This window comes from Actinoallomurus bryophytorum (assembly GCF_006716425.1).
GTDB classification, from domain to species: Bacteria; Actinomycetota; Actinomycetes; order Streptosporangiales; family Streptosporangiaceae; genus Actinoallomurus; species Actinoallomurus bryophytorum.
The window spans coordinates 2,967,288-2,984,974 of sequence record NZ_VFOZ01000001.1; the positions used below are offsets into that span (position 1 = coordinate 2,967,288).

The window sequence follows — 17,687 nt, forward strand, 5'->3', positions numbered from 1 at the left end:
TCACTCCTCGGTGTGCACCGCCGGACGGTGCCCGGCGAGGCGGAACGTGAACTCCAGCGAGCGCCACTCGCCGTCCACGCGGCGCCCGTCGGGTGCCGGCCCGTTCCGCGGGACGTAGTCGACCACCAGGGCCTCCTTGACGCCGAACACGGCGTCGGAGTCCAGGTACGCGCCTCCGGCGACGAACAGCTGGGTGACCAGCCGCTGGAAGCCGGGCGCCGTGATCATGAAGTGGAGGTGCGGCGCCCGGTACTCGTGCCGGCCCGCCGCCTCGAGCAGCCGGCCGACCGGGCCGTCGACGGGAATCGGGTACTCCGAGGGCAGGATCGACCAGAACCTCAGCCGCCCGTCGGCGTCGCCGCGCAGCCGGGCGCGCAGTACGGGACCGTCCAGGTCGGGCAGCTGGACGTCGTAGAAGCCGTCCTCGTTGGACTGCCACACGTCGACCACGGCACCCGGGACCGGGGCTCCGTCCAGGTCGGTGATCCGGATGTCGGCCCACAGCGGCGTCCCGTGCAGCCCGCCGGAGATGTCCGCGCCCTGCGCCATCTCGGGCGGACCCTCGACGTAGAACGGCCCGAGCACCGCCGACGGTGTCGTGTCGGGGGTACGGGAGTTGGTCAGCTGGTCGACCATGCTGGACACGCCCAGGACGTCCGACAGCAGCACGAACTCCTGCCGCGTGGCGCTGGAGATCTGGCCGGTACGGGTGAGGAAGTCGATGGCGTGGCGCCACTCGTCCTCGGTGACGTCATTGGCGGTCACGAAGTGGTGCAGGTGCCGTACGAGATCGGCCAGCAGCCGCCCGGTCCTCGGGTCCGGCGCGTGGTCGAAGGTGGCCACGACCTGTTCGGTGAGCCCGGACGGGCGCCGTGGCTCGGGGCGGCGCCCGGCCCAGGCGTCGCGCAGCAGGCCCGTGACCTCCTCGGCCGTCGCCTCGCGTGGGCCCGCGTACGGCGTGGCGAGTTCGGCCGCGCGGGGCAGGTCCGCCTCCGCCATGCCCAGTGACCGCAGTGCGGTCGGCCCGTTCAGCCGGGTGACCAGGTCGAACATCCCGGTCGGCGCGTCGGTGACGCCGAGCGCGGCGGCGATGCGGTCCATGACCTCCGGGACCGCGGGCGCGTTGTAGGCCATGACGTGCGGCAGCACGACCGTGTGCGTCTCGGAGTGCGGCAGGCCGAACGAGCCGCCCAGCGTGTGGCACAGCTTGTGGTGCAACCCCGAGCCCACCGTTCCGAGACAGACGCCCGCCTGCCAGGCCGCCTGCAACGCGTCGGCGCGCGCCTCACGGTCCGCCGGATCGGCGGCGATACGGGGAAGGGCGCGCGCCATCCGGGCGATCGCGTCCACGGCCATCTCGTCGGTGAGCGGGCCCGCCTGGGGTGAGTACAGCGCCTCCACCGCGTGCGCGAGCGCGTTGACGCCGCTGGTGACCGACAGGGCCACGGGCAGGTCCAGCGTCAGGTCGACGTCGTAGATGACGGTCTCGGGCAGCACCGAGGGCGAGGACCGGGTGGTCTTGCGACCGTCGGCCGTCTGCCCGACGACCGGGGTGACCTCCGATCCCGCGTACGTCGTGGGCAGGACGATCTGCGGGAGATCGGTGCGGAGCGCCAGCGCCTTGGCCAGGCCCGTGGTCGAGCCGCCGCCGACGGCCACCAGGCAGTCCGCCGCGTGCTCCTGTGCGACGCGCAGCGCACGCTCGGTCGCCTCGACCGGGGTGTGCATCGCCGCGCCGTCGAACCCGGCCACGGCCATCGGCCCGAGCGCCTCGCGTACGCGCCCGGCCGCCGCCGCCAGCCGCGGGCCGCTGAGCACCAGCGCGCGTGAACGGCCCAGCCGCGCGACCTCGTCGCGGACCTGACCGGCCGTGCCGGCCCCGAAGACCACCCGTGACGGGTGGGAGGTGTAGACGAAGGACCGCATCCGCATCGCCCGTCCTGTTGCCGGAACGCCGTTGCGGCAAGTATCGGACCGGCCCGGATGGATTTCCTGCACGTCCGTGCTGCCGCGGCTGCACGAAACCCGCACGCGGCGCAGGGGTCAGCCGGTGCGGCGCAGCGCGGCCGGCGTCGTGCCGAGGTGGGCGCGCATCACGCGCGTCAGGTGTTCCTGGTGCGAGAAACCGCACGCGATCGCGACGTCGGCGATGGGCAGCGTGCCGGTGCGCAGCATCCGCCCGGCCTGTTCGACCCGGAGCCGCAGGAGGAACCGGTGGGGGCTGAGGCCGGTCGTCGCCTTGAACCGCCGGGAGAACTGGCTGACGCTCAGCCCGGCGACCGCGGCCATGTCCGCCAGCGGTATCGGCTCGGCCAGACGCGCCTCGAGCAACTCGCGTACCGCGGCGAACCCCTGCCCGGTCAGGCCCGCCGGCGAGGGCGGCTCCCGTTGCTCCACGGAGCAGCGGCGCGCCAGCTGCGCGGCGAGCATGCAGCGGAGCTGGTCGACGTAGGTCAGCGCGGAGGGCTCCCAGCCGCGCAGAGCCCCGTCGAGGGACAGCACGAGCTGTTCGAGCAGCGGATCGGAGGCCCCGAACTCCTCGCCGAGCTCGACGGGACGGCCCGCGCCGCTCGCCTCCTGCACGGCCGCGTCACTGACGTAGACGTGGACGGTGTCCAGCTCGCCGCCGAGCTCCACGGTCAGGTCCTTGCCGGCGGGGTGCACGAACATCCCGCCGGAGGGAATCCGCCGCGAGCGTGTCAGGCCGTACCGCCCGCGCCGTACGGTGACCGGCCCGGTGAGATGCAGGATCAGCAGATGGCTGCTCGCCGCGTCGAACGCGGCCCGGTACGGAAGCTCGTGCTGGGTCGAGACGTACATCTGCTGCCAGCCGAGTCCCGCGCTGGTCCGCTCCGGATGGATCCAGGGCTGGCGGAGGATGCCGCCCGTGTCACGGAGGCCCAGCTCTGCCATCGCTCCGACCCCCTTCCACGCCGGTCAGATGTCGACCTGCTGTCCCATGACGACGGTACGCGGCTCAGGAAGGCCGAAGTACTCCGCCGGGCTCGCCGCGTTGTTGGCCAGCGCGAGGAACAGCCGCTTGCGCCACATGCGCATGCCGGGAGCGTGGGTGAGGCGCAGGGTCACCCGGGACACGAAGTAGGAGGCCTGGTCCGGGTCGAGGTCGAGCTCGCCACCGAGCTCTCCCCGTGCCGCGGCCGCCTGGCGCAGTGCCGACGCGAGGTTCTGCTCGTCCTGGAAGCCGTACCGGACGGTGAGGTGGAGGATGCCGTCGTCGCGGTAGCCGAGGTCGTCGACGGAGATGCGGTCCGCCTCCGGGATGTGCGGCACGTTCTGCGCGAGTGCCGAGACGATCACGACGTGCTCGTGCACGACGTGGTTGTGCTCGACGTTCGCGCGCAGCGCCAGCGGAGTGGTCTCCTTCGTCGGGTGGGGGAAGACCGCGGTCCCGGGCACACGGGTGACCTTCGTCTCGCGCAGCTTCTCCACGAACGCCGGCAGCGGCCCTTCGCGCTCCGTCCGCCGGGCCGTGACGATCTGACGGCCCCGCTCCCAGGTCTTCATGATCGTGAACACCGAGACCGCGATCAGCAACGGCAGCCAGCCGCCGTGCAGGACCTTGGTGAGGTTCGCCGCGAAGTAGGTGAGCTCGGCGCCCCCGATCACGACCGCGGCCAGCACGACCTTCCACATGGCCCACTTCCAGTGCACCCGCGCCACGGTCAGGAACAGGGTGGTGGTGATGAGGAACGTGCCGGTGACCGCCACGCCGTACGCCGTGGCCAGGCGTTCGGACGAACGGAACCCCAGCATCAGCACCAGCACGCCGACGTACAGGATCCAGTTGACGGCGGGTACGTACACCTGGCCGACCTCGTGCGGTGAGGTGTGCCGGATCCGCAGGTACGGCAGGAATCCCAGGCGTACCGCCTGCCGTGACACCGAGAAGGCCCCGGTGATCACCGCCTGCGAGGCGATCACGGTCGCGACCGTCGCCAGCACCACCATCGGGAGGCGCGCCCAGCCGGGGAACAGCAGGAAGAACGGTGACGTGTGGTTCGCCGGGTGACGCAGGATCAGCGCGCCCTGGCCGAGGTAGTTCAGCGTCAGCGCGGGGAAGACGACCGCGAACCAGGCGCGCCGGATGGGCTTGCGGCCGAAGTGACCCATGTCGGCGTACAGGGCCTCGGCACCGGTGATCGCCAGCACGACCGCGCCCATCGCGATGAACGCGATGTAGGGATGGTCGAACACGAAGGCGCCGACGTACGTGGGTGACAGCCCGGCCAGGATGCGCGGCTGCCGGACGACCTCGTTCAGTCCCCCGGCTGCGAGTGCCGCGAACCAAACCACCATCACCGGCCCGAACAGGCTCCCGACCCGGTGCGTGCCCCACCGCTGCGCGACGAACAGCAGGGTCAGGATCGTCGCGGCGACGGGGACGACCACATGGGAGAGGCTGGGCGCGGCGACCTTGAGTCCTTCCACCGCGGACAGCACCGAGATCGCCGGCGTGATCACGCTGTCGCCGTAGAACAGCGAGGCGCCGAACACCCCGAGCGCCATCAGCGCGACCGCCCTGCCGCGTACGTCGCCCAGCACCCTGCGCACCAGGGCGGCCAGCGCCATCACGCCACCCTCACCGTCGTTGTCGGCGCGCAGGATGAACAGGACGTACTTCACCGACACGACCAGCGTGATCGTCCAGAAGACCGTCGAGATGACGCCGTACACGTCACCGCTCGTCGGGCGGACCGCGCCGTTGTCGATCGAGAACACCGTCTGCAGCGCGTACAGCGGGCTGGTGCCGATGTCGCCGTAGACGACGCCGAGCGCCCCCAGCAACAGCGCCAGACTCGCCGACCGGCCGGCGGACGGGCTCGAGGAGGAGGCCGAGGTCTCGGCATCGGGCTCTGTCATACCGGCATGCCTACCGGAACAGCACCCCAACGACCAACATCGGGGCCGGTGACCGCCCGTTCGGACCCCGCCACGTGATCACGGGACGGGCTCTAGGTGTCCGTGTCCCAGCCCTGGCGAGCGATCCTGAGAAAGTTACCGCCGAGGATGCCGGCGATGGCCTCATCGGGGTATCCGCGATCGGCGAGAGCGGCCGCGACGGGTGGGAGCGCCTCCGGTTCGACGAAGCGGATCGGTCCCCAGCGCCGGTAGCTTTCGGGGAACAGCTCCGGGTTGTCGCTGAGCTCCTGGTTGAAGTCGGCGAGATCGAAGGGGTAGTCGGTGCCGATCCCGACATGCTCCGGTCCCACGATCTCCACCGCGTGGTCGATGTGGCGGATCACCGCGTCGACGCTGACGTCGTTGGGCCCGAGGAAGATCCCCACACCGGTGATGCCGATCACCCCGCCGGTCGCGGCGCAGGCCCTCGCCTGTTCGTCAGTGATGTTGCGCTCGTGCTCCCACACCGACCGCATGCAGGTGTGGCTGTAGATGACCGGGCGGGTGGAGACCTCACACAGGTCCAGTCCGGTACGCGCGCTGCAGTGCGAGCCGTCGGCGACCATGCCGACCTGGTTCATCTCCCGCACCAGCGCGCGTCCGTACGCGGTGAGGCCGCCGTCGGCGGTGTCCATACACCCCGAGCCCGCCTCGTTCCGGTAGTTGTAGGTGGGCAGGAGCGTCCGCACTCCGAGGCGGTGGTAGCGCTCGACGAGTTCGAGACGCCCCTCCAGCGGGTTCGCGTCTTCCAGGTCGAAGGCCACGGCCAGCCGGCCGGACGCACGCGCCGCGTCCACGTCGTCCGCCGAGCTCGCGAGCGAAAGACGCTCGTCCGCGGCGACCTGCCGCCGGAACGAGTCCAGCACCCGGAGCGTCGAGTCCGTGTCGTTCGGCCGGTAGCCGACGTTGACCGAGACGAAGCTCGCCCCGGCGTCGCGGAAGCGCAGCAACCGCCCGACGTCGGCATCGGGTGTCAGCGGCAGGGCGCAGTGCTGGTCCCACAGCAGCGGTGGCAGGTCGGGGGCGGGGTCTGGTCGCGTCACCGGTCATACCTCCGAGGGGGCGGATTCGAATGATCTCTTCCCCGCGCGCGCCCCGCCACGCGTGAGCGGGAGGACGCTGATCGTCGCGAGGGCGGTCAGCGCGAAGGCGCCGGGGTAGCCGGTGTGGACCGCGAGCAAGCCGAAGCCGATGGAGCCCAGCCCGTACCCGGAGTCGTAGGCGATGTTCCACACGGCACTCACCGCGCCGTAGCCCGTCGGGCGCACCCGGTCGAACATCGCCGCCAGGCTCGCGCTCTGCGCGGCGCCGAAGCCGGCGCCGAAGAGCACCATGCCGACCATCACCGCGGCCGGGTTCCTCACCAGGACCAGCGCGAGCATCCCCACGGCCGCGACGAGTACGGCGGGCGCCAGCAGCCGGGCCGCGCCGTGGCGGTCGCCGTACCGGCCGGCCCACCAGCGGGACGCGGTCGCCGCCACGGCCTGGACGAGCAGGGCGAGCACGGCGACGTCACCGGTGGCACCGCCCACCGCGGCGGGGACGAACGTGGTGACGATTCCGGCCGCCATCGCGGTGGCGGAGAAGACGACCGAGGGCCGGGCGAGGGCCGGGGTCCGCAGCCCTGCGAGGACCCCGAGTGACCGTCCCGGCTCCTGCCTCGCCTCTCCGCGTGGCAGGCAGAGCACCGCGACGACGCCGGCCAGTGTGGTCACGGCTCCCGCGACGAAGACCGGCGTGTAGCCGACCCGGTTCGCGAGCCAGACGCCCAGGGGAAGCGCGACCACCGCCGGTACGGTCGCCACGACCCCGGACAGGCCGAGCCCCTCCCCGCGACGCGACGCCGGGACCAGCTCGGCGACCAGTGCGCCGACGGTCACGACCATGATCGCGAAACCCACGCCGCGTACGACGCAGACGACCAGGATCGCGGTCAGGCCCGAGGCGCCCGGCAGTGCCAGAGCCGGGGCCCCGAGGAGGACGAGACCGGTGGTCAGCACCGGTCGCCGGCCGTACCGGGCGACCAGGGCCGGCGTGACCAGCTCAGCGGCCACCGTGGACAGCATCAGCGCACCGGTGGACATCCCGGCCCCGACACCGCCGACACCGATCGACGTGGCGAACAGCGGCACCACGGAGAGCAGGAGGTAGAAGCCGGTCATCGCGCCGAAGTTGGTGAGGAACACCAGGACCAGCGGCAGTGTCAGAAGTCGTGGCCGGGGCGCGACGCTCGCCGGCGCGTCGGCTGTGATGTCCATGCATGCGGTCATGCTGTGACCGTAAGCCCCAGGTGGACCTGTGCTGAGGTCCAATCTCGGCACGGTCGAGCGGACCGATTCGGAGACACTCCCGGCCGGCCGCAGCGGCGGGGCGGCCGGCCGTCCACAGCTCGCCGGACTCAGTGCCCTTCGACTCCGGCGATGGAACTCAGTACACGTACTCGCACGGCTCGCCGATGTTGGTGTAACCGCCCATCCCGCTCTGCCATGCGACCGCGCAGTACTCGCCCGGACCGAGTCGCTGCCACGCGATGTTGTTGCCTCGATGTCAGGCCGCTGTCACACGGCCGGGACCACCGGCTGGTAGGAGAGGATGACGACGCCCGAGTCGAGCACCCGGGTGTCCAGCAGCCGCAGCTCGGCGCTCTCACCCTGGCCGAACAGCATGTCCGCGGTGGTCCCGACGCCGGCGAAGGCAGGGTGCACCCACAGGTGGAGCTCGTCGAGCAGGCCGTACTTCAGCAGGGTCCGCGCGACCGGGCCGAACCCGTGCATCAGGATGTCGCCGCCGGGCTCCTTCTTGAGCCTGATGACCTCCTCCAGCAGGTCGCCGTCGATGATCTGTGAATTGGTCCACTCGGCCTTGTCCAGAGTGGATGAGACGACGTATTTCGGCATGCTGTTGATCTTCTCGGCGTACGTGCCGTCGCGCTTGGACCACGCGTTCGCGTAGCCCTCGTAGGTCCCGCGGCCCATCAGCATGGCGCCACTCGCGAGCAGTTGTTCGGTGGCGATCCGGTCCGTTTCGCCATCGACGTACTTGAAATGCCATGCCTCCATGTGGTTGATGACTCCATCGAGACTGACGAAGGTCGAGTTGATAACGCGTCGCATGTCGTTTCTCCTCGTGCGGTGGTCCGCTATGCGCGGCCGGGTCTGATGTTGTGGTTCAGGTGGAACACGTTGTGCGGGTCGAAGGCGTTCTTGAGCACCGTCAGCCGGGCGAGCTTGCCGGGCGGGTACGCGCGGCGGACCCCCTCGGCTCCTTCGTCGCTGAGGACGTTGACGTAGGCGCCGGTGGCGTACGGCTCGAGCTCCGCGGCGGCGCGCCGCGCCGCTCCCATGCGCGTCCGGTCCTCGGCGGGCTCGCTCCACCTGGCCGCACATACGTACTCGAACAGCGTGTTCCGGTGGCTGAACGCGGCGTCCTGGTCGGGCACGTCCGCGATGGCGCCGCCATAGGCCTGGAGTGAAACGCTCGGCAGGCCGGCGTCCCCCGCCGCGACCCCCCGCCGCAGGAAGGCCTCGATCGCCGCGTCGGGGAACCCGCCCAGATAGTGCCCCTTCCAGTACCGGCGGCTGGTGTGGCCCTGGACGCTGTCGTCGACGCGCTGCAGCTCCAGATAGGACGGTTCCGCGACGCGCTCGGACACCGGACGGCCGAGGGCGCGCATCTCCGGCAACAGCAGCCGCCCCTGTCCGGGGTCGCCCACCCAGACGAAACCGGCCCTGACAAGACCGTCGCCGCCGACGGAGGCGGTGAAGGTGGCCTGTCGTGGCGCCCGTGCGTTCAGGTCCCGCCACGCGCGCAGCGCGGGCAGTGCCCGGTCGAGCGGGAAGGTGTACTCGGCGACGAGGGCACGCGTTCCGACGGGGTGCAGCCGGAACTCGAACTCGGTGACGATGCCGAAGTTGCCGCCTCCGCCGCGCAGCCCCCAGAACAACTCCGGGTTCTCGGTACGGCTCGCGCGCACCACGTCGCCGTCCGCGGTCACCATGGTGAACGACACCACGTTGTCGCAGGTGAGGCCGTACTGCCGGGCAAGCCACCCCATGCCGCCACCCAGAGTGAGGCCGCCGACTCCGGTATGGGAGACGTTGCCCGCCGTCGTCGCCAGGCCGTACCGCTGCACCTCACGGTCCAGCGCGCCCAGCAGCGCACCGCCCTGAACCCACGCCCGGCGCCGCACCGGATCGACCCGCACCCCGCCCATCGGCCTCAGATCGACCATCAGACCCTCCTCGGGGACGGCCAGCCCGACGATGCTGTGGCCGCCGCAGCGTACGCCGAGCTCCAGATCCAGCTCACGCGCCGTACGCACCGCGGCCACCACGTCGCCGACGCTCGCGCAGCGGACGACCATACGGGGCCGCCGGTCCACCATCGCGTTCCAGACCGACCGCGCCTCGTCGTAGCCCGCCTCGCCCGGCAGGACCAGTCGCCCGTCGAGCCGTTCGTGGATCGCCGTGACGTTCGATGAATCCGTCATCGCGGTCTCCTTTCACGATCGAATGCCGAGATCGCGCCATGTCCACAGGGTTGCGGTCCGGGCACTCGCGTCACCAGATGCCGATGTCCTCACTCCGTGATGGCATTTGCGTCCGGTGGGCAAATGACAAATGTCATCCGGAGGTGGCGACATCGGCATCTGGCGAGAAAGGACCACGACGGCGAGAGTCACGTAAATGAGCCGCGCCGGCGGGTGCCGGCCGGTCCGGAGACCGAGGGGGTGCGTATGACGGCCTCGCCGGAGGTACTCAGGCCCCGGGAGGCCGGTGAGAGCGAAGGTCAGCGCCGGCGGCGGTTGCGCGAGCCCCATTTCGGACCATACGGTGGCGAAACTTCGATCCCCTGCTCTTCTTCGGCGGTCCGCCTGACTGACAGTGCGCGCTCCAGCCTGCTCCTGCGGCTCAGCACCACGGGGGTCGTCGCGTACTGCTTGGTCTTTCCGGTCGTCCAGGTCGGTGTGGTCGCGGCCGACGAGGACGGCATCGGACCGACGCTCTGGGCCCTGACGGCGACAGTGGCCTATACCCCGTTGTTCGCCCGCCACGTCCGCTACTACCTTCGCGGGGTCAGGCCCCCGGCGGCCGGCTGGACGTTCGCGGCGATGACCGTCGTCATCACCGGCGCACTTCCGTTCTCCGGCGCCTACTGGCTGCCGGCGTTCTTCGTCCTCGCGGTCACCGCGCTCATCGTGTTGCCGTGGCGCTGGTCGCTGCCATCGGTGGCCGGCCTGGCCGTGGCCCAGGTGCCGCTCGCCCTGGCCCTGTCATCGGACATCGCGTCGGCGCCCGCCTACTTCACGCTCACGTTGCTGTGGCGGACGTCGGCCGTGTTCTTCCCGCTGTGGCTGGTCGGCGCCGTCCGCCAGTTGGAGACGGCACGGCGTGAGCTGGCCGAGGACGCGGTCCTGCGGACGAGACTGCGCATCGAGTCCGAGCTGCGGAACACCGTGGGAACCGCCCTGGCCTCCATCGTCGCCCGCGGGCAGAGGTCCGCGACGCTGCTCGAACGCGATCCTGGCGCGGCCTCGCCGGAACTGGCGGCTCTGGTCGAGACCTCACGCGGCGCGCTCGCCGACACCCGGCGGTTGCTCAGCGGATTCCACCGGCCCTCGCTGTGGGCCGAGCTCGAGACGGCGGCGGGCCTGCTGGCCGCCGCGGGCGTCGAGACGCGGCTGGCCCTCCCGGCCGGTGAACCCCCGGGCGTCATCAGCGCGGAGTTCCGGGCCGAGCTGCGTTCGATCACGGCACGACTGCTCCGCGACGACGCCGCACGTACGTGCCTGATCGCGGTCACCTCCGCCGACGGGCTGGTACGGCTGCGGATCCACCTCAACGACAGGCATCTGGCCTCGATGGTGGTCTCGGCATCATGAACGACGCGACGCTCACCATGCCCGCCGTCTTCCCCCGCTGGCCCGTCAGACGAGCGGTGTGGTTCCTGGTCGCCAGCCATCTGCCCTTCGTCGTCTTCCCTCCCTTCGTGGTGATCACCCGACGCCCCGGTACGTCCGTGCCCGAGGTGGTGCTCATCGGCCTGGTCGGTGTGGCGGCGGGTGGACTGCAACTCCGGCACAGCCTCGCCGCCGCGCGTGGCGAACGGCCACGCGGCTGGCCGCTGACCTTCGCCGCGATCCTCGGTCTGGCGTATGTGCCGTTCTGGTGGTGGTCTTCCTATGACTGGGCGCTCCTGGTCCAGTGGTTCGTCATCGCATCGGCGGCCATGCTGCTCCCGCGCCGGCCTGCCGTGCCCCTCATGGTCACGCTGCTCATCGCCACTCCCGTGGTCCAGGGCCTGTACGAGCACGGGCTCGGGTTCAGCTGGCCGAAGACGCTCACCTTGATGTGCTACTACCTGGCGATCATGGTCATGGGCAGCACCGCGCTGTACGGATCGGCGCGTCTGGTCGGGATCCTCGACGACCTGTTCGCGGCCCGTACCGAGATCGCCGAGCAGGCTCTGGCCACAGAACGGTTCCGCGTGTCCCGTGACCTGCACGATCTTCTCGGTCAGAGTCTGTCGGCGGTGTCACTCAAAGGAGACCTGGCGATGCGCCTGCTGTCCTCTGATCCGGGCGCGGCCCACCGAGAGATCGAAGACCTCACGAGTGTGGCCCGCTCGGCACTACGCGACATGCGGGCCGTCACGCGGGACGAGCACGATGTGTCGCTGGTCCTGGAGATCGACTCGGCCGCGGCGGTCCTCGACGCGGCGGGCGTGCGCACGCACGTGGCCGTGGAGCTGCCCTGTCTGTCCCCCGCCCTCGACGCCGTCCTAGCCTGGGCGGTACGTGAGGGTGCCACCAACATCATGCGGCACAGCGAGGCCACGACCTGCTCGATCACCGCGGCACGGCGAGCGGGACTCGTGCGGCTGGAGATCGTCAACGACGGAGCGCGAGAGCCGGTGAGTACGGGCAGCGGGCTGACCGGTCTGGCGCAGAGGGCCCATGCTCGGAACGGTTCGGCGGCCGGGGAGTACCTCGGCGGCGGCGAGTTCCGGTTGCGCGTCGAGCTGCCGGAGGGGGGCCTGTCATGATTCGCGTCCTGATCGCCGAGGACATGGGCATGATCCGCGGTGCGCTCGTCGCGCTGCTCACGCTCGAGGAGGGGATCGAGGTGGTCGCCGAGCTCGACCGGGGCGACCAGATCGTGCCCACCGCCCTGCGCACTCGCCCTGACGTCGCCGTGCTCGACATCGACCTGCCCGGACTCGACGGACTCACTGCCGCCGAGCGGCTTCACGAGCAGGTACCGCAATGCCAGACGCTCATCCTCACCGGGCTCAGCCAGCCCGGCAACCTGCTGCGAGCCCTCCGGGTCCACGTACGCGGGTTCATCGTCAAGGACGCGCCCGCGGCGACCCTTGCCGATGGGATTCGCCGGGTCGCCAGAGGCGAGCGGGTGGTCGACCCGGACCTGGTCGCCGCCGCCCTGGAGACCGGCAGCAGCCCGCTCACTCCCCGGGAGTCCGACGTGCTCCGTGCGGCGGCCGACGGCATCTCCACCGAACAGATCGGTGCCCTGCTGCGGCTGTCTCCGACCACCGTGCGCAACTACCTGTCGAACGCGATCACCAAGGTCGGCGGGCGCAACCGCATCGACACCATCCGCATCGCCCGCAACGCCGGCTGGATCTGAGCCTCGTGGGCCCGGCCCGGCGACACTTCAACGTTTGCGGAGATCGGCCGTCCGGCGGCCATGCGGTGACTAGGGTTCTCGCGCCGATTCCCTCGAGGGCGGGTGAGCATGAGCGGTCTTGAGTTTCGCGTCCTTGGCCCGGTCGAGGTGTCGCGTGACGGCCGTCCGGTGGTGGTCGGCCGGGGCGTGCTGCTGTCCGTCCTCACCGGGCTGCTCCTGGCCGAAGGCCGGGCGGTGACCGTCGACGGCCTGGCCGACCTGGTCTGGGGCGAGGACCTGCCGGAGCATCCCCGTGCGGCTCTGCACAACGCCGTGTCGCGGTTGCGCCGTCTGCTGGGCCCCGGTGCGCTGGAGACACTTCCGGGTGCGTACCGGCTCCGCAGTGACGCCGACCACCTGGACCTGCTGCGTTTCGATCGGCTGGTCGCGGCGGCCGCCGATGACGCGCCGGACCGGGCCGTCGCCGCGATGGACGAGGCGCTCGCTCTGTGGCGGGAGCCCCTGCTGGGCAACCTCGATTCGCCCGTCCTGAGCCAGGATGTCGTGCCGCGGCTGACGGAACGCCATCTCGCGGCGGTCGAGACCTGGGCGGACCTGTGCCTGCGGCTCGACCGGTTCACGCCGGTCATCGAAAGGCTGCCGGGGCTGATCGGAGCCCATCCGTTCCGTGAGCGGCTGGTCGGCCAGTTGATGACCGCCCTGTCACGTGCCGGGCGCCGGGCCGATGCGCTGTCCTGGTACGACGTGTTGCGCACCGGCCTGGCCGAGGATCTCGGCATCGAGCCGAGCCAGGCGCTCCAGCAGCTTCATCTGGGCATTCTGCGCGCCGATCCCGACGTGCTCGGAGCGGGCGAGCGGAGACCGTCCACCAGGACGGTCGTTCCGCGTCAGCTGCCGCCGGATATCGCCGACTTCACCGGTCGTGAGGCCGAAGTCGCCGGGATCCTCGCGGTGCTCGAGGCCGGTGACGCTCCGGTCGTGGTGCTGGCCGGCCAGGGTGGGATCGGGAAGACGGCACTGGCCGTTCACTGCGCCCGCCTGCTCATCACCGGCCGTGGGGGCGGCCAGCTGTACGTGGACCTGCGCGGCGCCGGCGCTCACCCGGTCGATCCCGCCGCCGCGCTCGCGGGGTTCCTGCGTGCGCTCGGAGTGCCCGGCAGCGCCGTCCCGGACAACATGGAGGAGCAGGCCGCTCTGTACCGGTCACTGGTCGCCGAACGCCGGATGGTGGTGCTGCTCGACAACGCGGCCGGCGAGGGGCAGGTACGGCCGTTGCTCCCCGGTGGGCCCGGCTGCGCGGTGATCGTGACCAGCCGCACCCGCCTGACCTCTCTCGCGATCACGCGATTGATCGATCTCGACGTCTTCGATGACGACCACGCGATGGACCTGCTCGGGCGCGTCGTCGGCCACGAGCGCCTCATGGCCGAACAAGGGCACGCGCAGTCGATCGTCCGTCGCTGCGGCGGCCTGCCGCTGGCGTTGCGTATCGCCGGAGCACGGCTCGCGGCCCGGCCACACTGGAACGTCGAGGTGCTCGCGCAGCGGCTCGCCGACACCCGGCGGCGGCTCAACGAGCTCAGCCATGGCGACCTCGACCTCCGCGCCACCATGGCGCTCAGCTACGACGGGCTGCGCACGAAGGAGAAGTGCCTGCTCGTACGCCTCGCCCTGCTCGATGCGCCGGACTTCGCGTCCTGGGTCGGAGCGGCACTCCTCGACATCGGCGTCGAGGAGGCCGAGGACCTCTTCGAGGTGCTGGTGGACGCCCGGCTGCTCGACATCGTCGATGGTGGTGCTGCCGGATCGCTCCGTTACCGGTTCCACGATCTGGTCCGGGTCTACGCGTGGGAACGCGCGATGGCCGATGAGACCGCCCTCGTACGAGACGCGGCGCTGGCCCGGACCCTCGGCTGCTGGCTGCGGCTGGCCGAGCACGCCCACCAGGCGATCTACGGCGGCGACTACAGCATCGTGCACGGCGACGCCGACCGGTGGCAGCCCGCCGATGAGGCGCTGGACCGGCTGGTCGGGGACCGGCCGCTCGCCTGGCTGGACGGCGAGCGGTTCGCGATCCTGGCGACCATCCGGCAGAGTGCCTCGCTCGGCATGGACGAACTCTGCTGGGACCTGGCGTGGACGGCGGTGACGCTGTTCGAGCACCGCAACTACGGCGAGGAATGGCGCACCTCGCACGAGCAGGCGCTCACCGCGGTCCGCAAGGCGGGCAACCGCAGAGGCGAGGCGGCCATGATGCTCTCGCTCGCCGGCCGGCTGCTTCATCACCAGCACTTCTACGATGAGGCGCGTGCCCTCTGCGAGAGCGCCGGCAGGTTGTTCGCCGAGGCGCACGACCGCCATGGTCAGGCACTCGCCGAGTGCCGCCTGGCCTACGTCGAGAACATGACCGGACACCCGGACTCGGCGATCGGCCACTACCAGAACGCCTGCCAGGTGTTCCGCGACGTGGGTGACCGTTTCGAGGAGATCTACGCACTCCGCGGAATGGCGCTGATACATCTCGACCGCGGCGAGTACGAGACCGCGCGTACATGCGTCGACGCGGGGCTGGCGGCGGTGACGGCGACAGGGAGCCACCGTGCCGAGGCGTTCATCCTGCACGCGCTCGCCGAATGTCATCTGCGCACGTCGGACTTCACCTCGGCCGAGCGGGTCATCGAGCGGCTTCTCCGCGTCGTCCGGGAAGACCTGGACGTCATCGGAGAGACCCACGCCCTGCTCGCTCTCGGCGAGGCGCTCGCCGGTCAGGGCCGGTCCGAGGACGCCCGGTCGTGTCTGCGCGAGGCTCTGGATCTTGCCGAGCACTGCGGCCAGGTGACACTGGAGGCGCGGGCCCTGCTCGGCCTGGGCAAGATGTATACGGCCACCGGCGACACCCACGCCGCCACGATCAATCTCCGGCGGAGCCTCGCCCTGTTCCGGCGGCTCGACGCGCCACTCTGGCAGAGCCGCGCACTGCGGGCGCTGCGCATGGCCGGCGCCCGCCAGGAAGGCACGGCGGCCACCGGCTCCGAAGAGCGGCCGGTCACCGTCAAGGACACCTCGGTCACGCGAGCCGGCGGATGATCTGGGCGGTGCCCGCGACATCGGAGCCCGCCGTGACGCCCCTTGATGCCGGCGGCGCGGGATGATGGTGGGGTGGCGGATGAGGGGGATCTGGCGGCGCCGCGCGTCCCGAACCCATGGGGGCAGGGCGAGCGGCTGCGTACCGAGATCCTGGACGCGGCCGTACGGCTCTTCTCCGAGCTCGACGGCGAGGAGGCGCTGACCATCCGCGGTGTCGCGCGGGCGGCCGGGATCGCGCCGGCCAGCATCTACCAGCACTTCGCCGACAAGGCGGCGCTCGTACGCGGTGTGGTGGACCACGACTACGAGCGGCTCTCGGCGATCATGCACGAGGCGGATGAGAGCGTCGACGAGGACGACGTGGTGGGCCGGGTGCGGGCGCAGATGCACGCGTACTGCCGGTTCGCCATCGCCAACCCCGGTCACTACCGGCTGATGCTGGGGAACCGCCGCATCAGCGGGCGGACACCCGGACAGCGGCCCCAGGGCCCCCTGCTGTCGATCGTCGAGGCGGTCATCGAGGCCTTCGAGCGCTGCGACCGCGCCGGTGAACGCCTGCGGCTGCCCAGCGAACGCGCCGCGGTCATGGTGTTCGTCGGCACCCACGGCCGGGTCGCGCTCTACCACTCGGCGCCCGGAGGGGACGAGGCGGACCGGATCCTGGCCTTCGTCGACGAGCTGATCTCGCTCGTCTTTGACTAGAACAAACACCGGTTAACCAGGTAAAACGTGACATACGCCTCATCGTCGTGCTATCCACGAGAAAAGTCTCCTGACATATGCTGGTCAGGTCACCGAACGATCGTTCGGTGACGGTTCGTGGTTAGGAGGAGGCTCCGATGCCGGACGTACCCGCCTTCCCCATGGAGCGCGACTGTCCGTTCGATCCGCCGCCCGAGCTGAGCCGGATCCGTGCCGAATGCCCGGTCTCCCGAGTGCGACTCTGGGACGGCAGCCACCCCTGGCTGGTCACGGGATATGACGACCAGCGCGCGGTGCTGGCCGACCACCGGTTCAGTGCCGACGTGACCAGACCCGGCTATCCGCATGTCACCGCGGCCTCGGCGGCGCGCCGCAAACGCTCACGGGCGTTCATCTCCATGGACGAGCCCGAGCACGGCATGTACCGCAAGATGCTGACCGGCACCTTCATGATCAAGAGGGTGGAGGCGCTACGGCCCAGGATCCAGCGGATCGTCGACGACCTCATCGACACCCTGCTCGCCGGCACTTCCCCGGCCGATCTCGTCGCGAACTTCGCGCTGCCGGTGCCCTCGCTCGTGATCTGTGAGCTGCTCGGCGTCCCGTACGCCGACCACGACTTCTTCCAGCGGTGCAGCCGGATCCTCGTCTCCACCAGGTCGACGCCCCTGGAGGCGACCACGGCCGCCGACGAGCTGAAGGACTACCTCTCCCGCCTGCTCGAACGCAAGAGCGCCGAACCCGCCGACGACCTGCTCAGCAGGCTGGTCGCCGAACAGTCCGGCACCCTGACCCGCTCTCAGCTCGCCGACATGGCCCTGCTGCTGCTCGTCGCCGGGCACGAGACCACCGCGAACATGATCGGGCTCGGCACGCTGACGCTGCTGCGGCATCCCGATCAGCTCGCCGAGCTGCGCGAGACCGAGGACCCGAAAGTGGTCGCGGGCGCCGTCGAGGAGCTGCTGCGCTACCTCAACATCGTGCACAGCGGACGGCGCCGGGTGGCCACCGAGGACGTCGAGGTCGGCGGCCGGCTGATCCGTGCGGGCGAGGGCGTGATCGTGACGACCGACACGGGCAACCGGGACGCGAGCGCCTTTCCCGACCCGGACGTCCTGGACATCCACCGCCAGGCCCGCCATCACGTGGCCTTCGGCTACGGCGTCCACCAGTGCCTGGGCCAGCCGCTCGCGCGCGTCGAGCTCCAGGTCGTCTACGGCACCCTGTACCGCCGCATCCCGACACTGCGCCTGGCCGTTCCACTGGAGGAAATCAGGTTCAAGCACGACATGCTCGTGTACGGCGTGCACGAGCTCCCCGTCTCCTGGTGAG

The 17,687-nt window shown here is 70.8% G+C and carries 13 protein-coding genes; 6 read left to right on the top strand and 7 right to left on the bottom strand.

Features of this window, described 5'->3' with window-relative positions:
- The 7 genes from FB559_RS45510 to FB559_RS13735 form a co-directional block, all read right to left on the bottom strand.
- Complete coding sequence (locus FB559_RS45510; protein ID WP_246121566.1) at window positions 1–1,932, bottom strand: maleylacetate reductase and hydroxyquinol 1,2-dioxygenase domain-containing protein; 1,932 nt, start codon at window positions 1,930–1,932, stop codon at window positions 1–3.
- Window positions 1,933–2,043: 111 nt separating this feature from the next.
- Window positions 2,044–2,913, bottom strand: coding sequence for an AraC family transcriptional regulator (locus tag FB559_RS13710; protein ID WP_141955972.1), 870 nt, complete (start codon window positions 2,911–2,913; stop codon window positions 2,044–2,046).
- Between the two features lie 24 nt (window positions 2,914–2,937).
- On the bottom strand, window positions 2,938–4,881 hold the full coding sequence (locus FB559_RS13715; RefSeq protein ID WP_141955973.1) for a potassium transporter Kup: 1,944 nt from the start codon (window positions 4,879–4,881) through the stop codon (window positions 2,938–2,940).
- A 92-nt stretch (window positions 4,882–4,973) separates the two neighbouring features.
- Window positions 4,974–5,963, bottom strand: a complete 990-nt coding sequence (locus tag FB559_RS13720; RefSeq protein ID WP_221640014.1) for a dipeptidase — start codon at window positions 5,961–5,963, stop codon at window positions 4,974–4,976.
- Between the two features lie 3 nt (window positions 5,964–5,966).
- Window positions 5,967–7,190, bottom strand: a complete 1,224-nt coding sequence (locus FB559_RS13725) for an MFS transporter (RefSeq protein WP_221640015.1) — start codon at window positions 7,188–7,190, stop codon at window positions 5,967–5,969.
- Window positions 7,191–7,478: 288 nt separating this feature from the next.
- The gene (locus tag FB559_RS13730) at window positions 7,479–8,033 is read right to left on the bottom strand and encodes a dihydrofolate reductase family protein (RefSeq protein WP_141955974.1); all 555 of its coding nucleotides are present in this window, start codon (window positions 8,031–8,033) and stop codon (window positions 7,479–7,481) included.
- 26 nt (window positions 8,034–8,059) lie between these two features.
- Window positions 8,060–9,409 (bottom strand): FAD-binding oxidoreductase, encoded by a 1,350-nt coding sequence (locus FB559_RS13735; RefSeq protein ID WP_141955975.1) that lies wholly within the window; start codon window positions 9,407–9,409, stop codon window positions 8,060–8,062.
- A 450-nt stretch (window positions 9,410–9,859) separates the two neighbouring features.
- On the opposite strand from FB559_RS13735, the gene FB559_RS13740 reads away from it, so the two are divergent.
- The 6 genes from FB559_RS13740 (at window position 9,860) to FB559_RS13765 (ending at window position 17,686) form a co-directional block, all read left to right on the top strand.
- Complete coding sequence (locus FB559_RS13740; protein WP_141955976.1) at window positions 9,860–10,801, top strand: histidine kinase dimerization/phosphoacceptor domain-containing protein; 942 nt, start codon at window positions 9,860–9,862, stop codon at window positions 10,799–10,801.
- Window positions 10,798–11,964 (top strand): sensor histidine kinase, encoded by a 1,167-nt coding sequence (locus FB559_RS13745; RefSeq protein ID WP_141955977.1) that lies wholly within the window; start codon window positions 10,798–10,800, stop codon window positions 11,962–11,964. The genes FB559_RS13740 and FB559_RS13745 overlap by 4 nt, the downstream gene beginning before the upstream one ends.
- Entirely contained in the window at window positions 11,961–12,566 is a 606-nt protein-coding gene (locus FB559_RS13750; RefSeq protein WP_141955978.1) for a response regulator transcription factor, read from the top strand. Before FB559_RS13745 ends, FB559_RS13750 begins: the two co-directional genes overlap by 4 nt.
- Window positions 12,567–12,674: 108 nt before the next feature.
- Window positions 12,675–15,653 carry an AfsR/SARP family transcriptional regulator gene (locus tag FB559_RS13755; RefSeq protein ID WP_141955979.1) on the top strand — a complete coding sequence of 993 codons (2,979 nt, stop codon included), beginning with the start codon at window positions 12,675–12,677 and terminating at the stop codon, window positions 15,651–15,653.
- A gap of 72 nt (window positions 15,654–15,725) precedes the next feature.
- Window positions 15,726–16,355, top strand: a complete 630-nt coding sequence (locus FB559_RS13760) for a TetR/AcrR family transcriptional regulator (RefSeq protein WP_246121568.1) — start codon at window positions 15,726–15,728, stop codon at window positions 16,353–16,355.
- A gap of 137 nt (window positions 16,356–16,492) precedes the next feature.
- Window positions 16,493–17,686 carry a cytochrome P450 gene (locus tag FB559_RS13765; RefSeq protein ID WP_221640016.1) on the top strand — a complete coding sequence of 398 codons (1,194 nt, stop codon included), beginning with the start codon at window positions 16,493–16,495 and terminating at the stop codon, window positions 17,684–17,686.
- Window position 17,687 lies beyond the last annotated feature (1 nt).

Coding starts and splice junctions, on each gene's coding strand:
- FB559_RS13715 (WP_141955973.1), bottom strand. CDS start 4,881: ATGACAGAGCCCGATGCCGAGACCTCGGCCTCCTCCTCGAGCCCGTCC.
- FB559_RS13765 (WP_221640016.1), top strand. CDS start 16,493: ATGCCGGACGTACCCGCCTTCCCCATGGAGCGCGACTGTCCGTTCGAT.
- FB559_RS13735 (WP_141955975.1), bottom strand. CDS start 9,409: ATGACGGATTCATCGAACGTCACGGCGATCCACGAACGGCTCGACGGG.
- FB559_RS13750 (WP_141955978.1), top strand. CDS start 11,961: ATGATTCGCGTCCTGATCGCCGAGGACATGGGCATGATCCGCGGTGCG.
- FB559_RS13755 (WP_141955979.1), top strand. CDS start 12,675: ATGAGCGGTCTTGAGTTTCGCGTCCTTGGCCCGGTCGAGGTGTCGCGT.
- FB559_RS45510 (WP_246121566.1), bottom strand. CDS start 1,932: ATGCGGATGCGGTCCTTCGTCTACACCTCCCACCCGTCACGGGTGGTC.
- FB559_RS13725 (WP_221640015.1), bottom strand. CDS start 7,190: ATGACCGCATGCATGGACATCACAGCCGACGCGCCGGCGAGCGTCGCG.
- FB559_RS13730 (WP_141955974.1), bottom strand. CDS start 8,033: ATGCGACGCGTTATCAACTCGACCTTCGTCAGTCTCGATGGAGTCATC.
- FB559_RS13710 (WP_141955972.1), bottom strand. CDS start 2,913: ATGGCAGAGCTGGGCCTCCGTGACACGGGCGGCATCCTCCGCCAGCCC.
- FB559_RS13745 (WP_141955977.1), top strand. CDS start 10,798: ATGAACGACGCGACGCTCACCATGCCCGCCGTCTTCCCCCGCTGGCCC.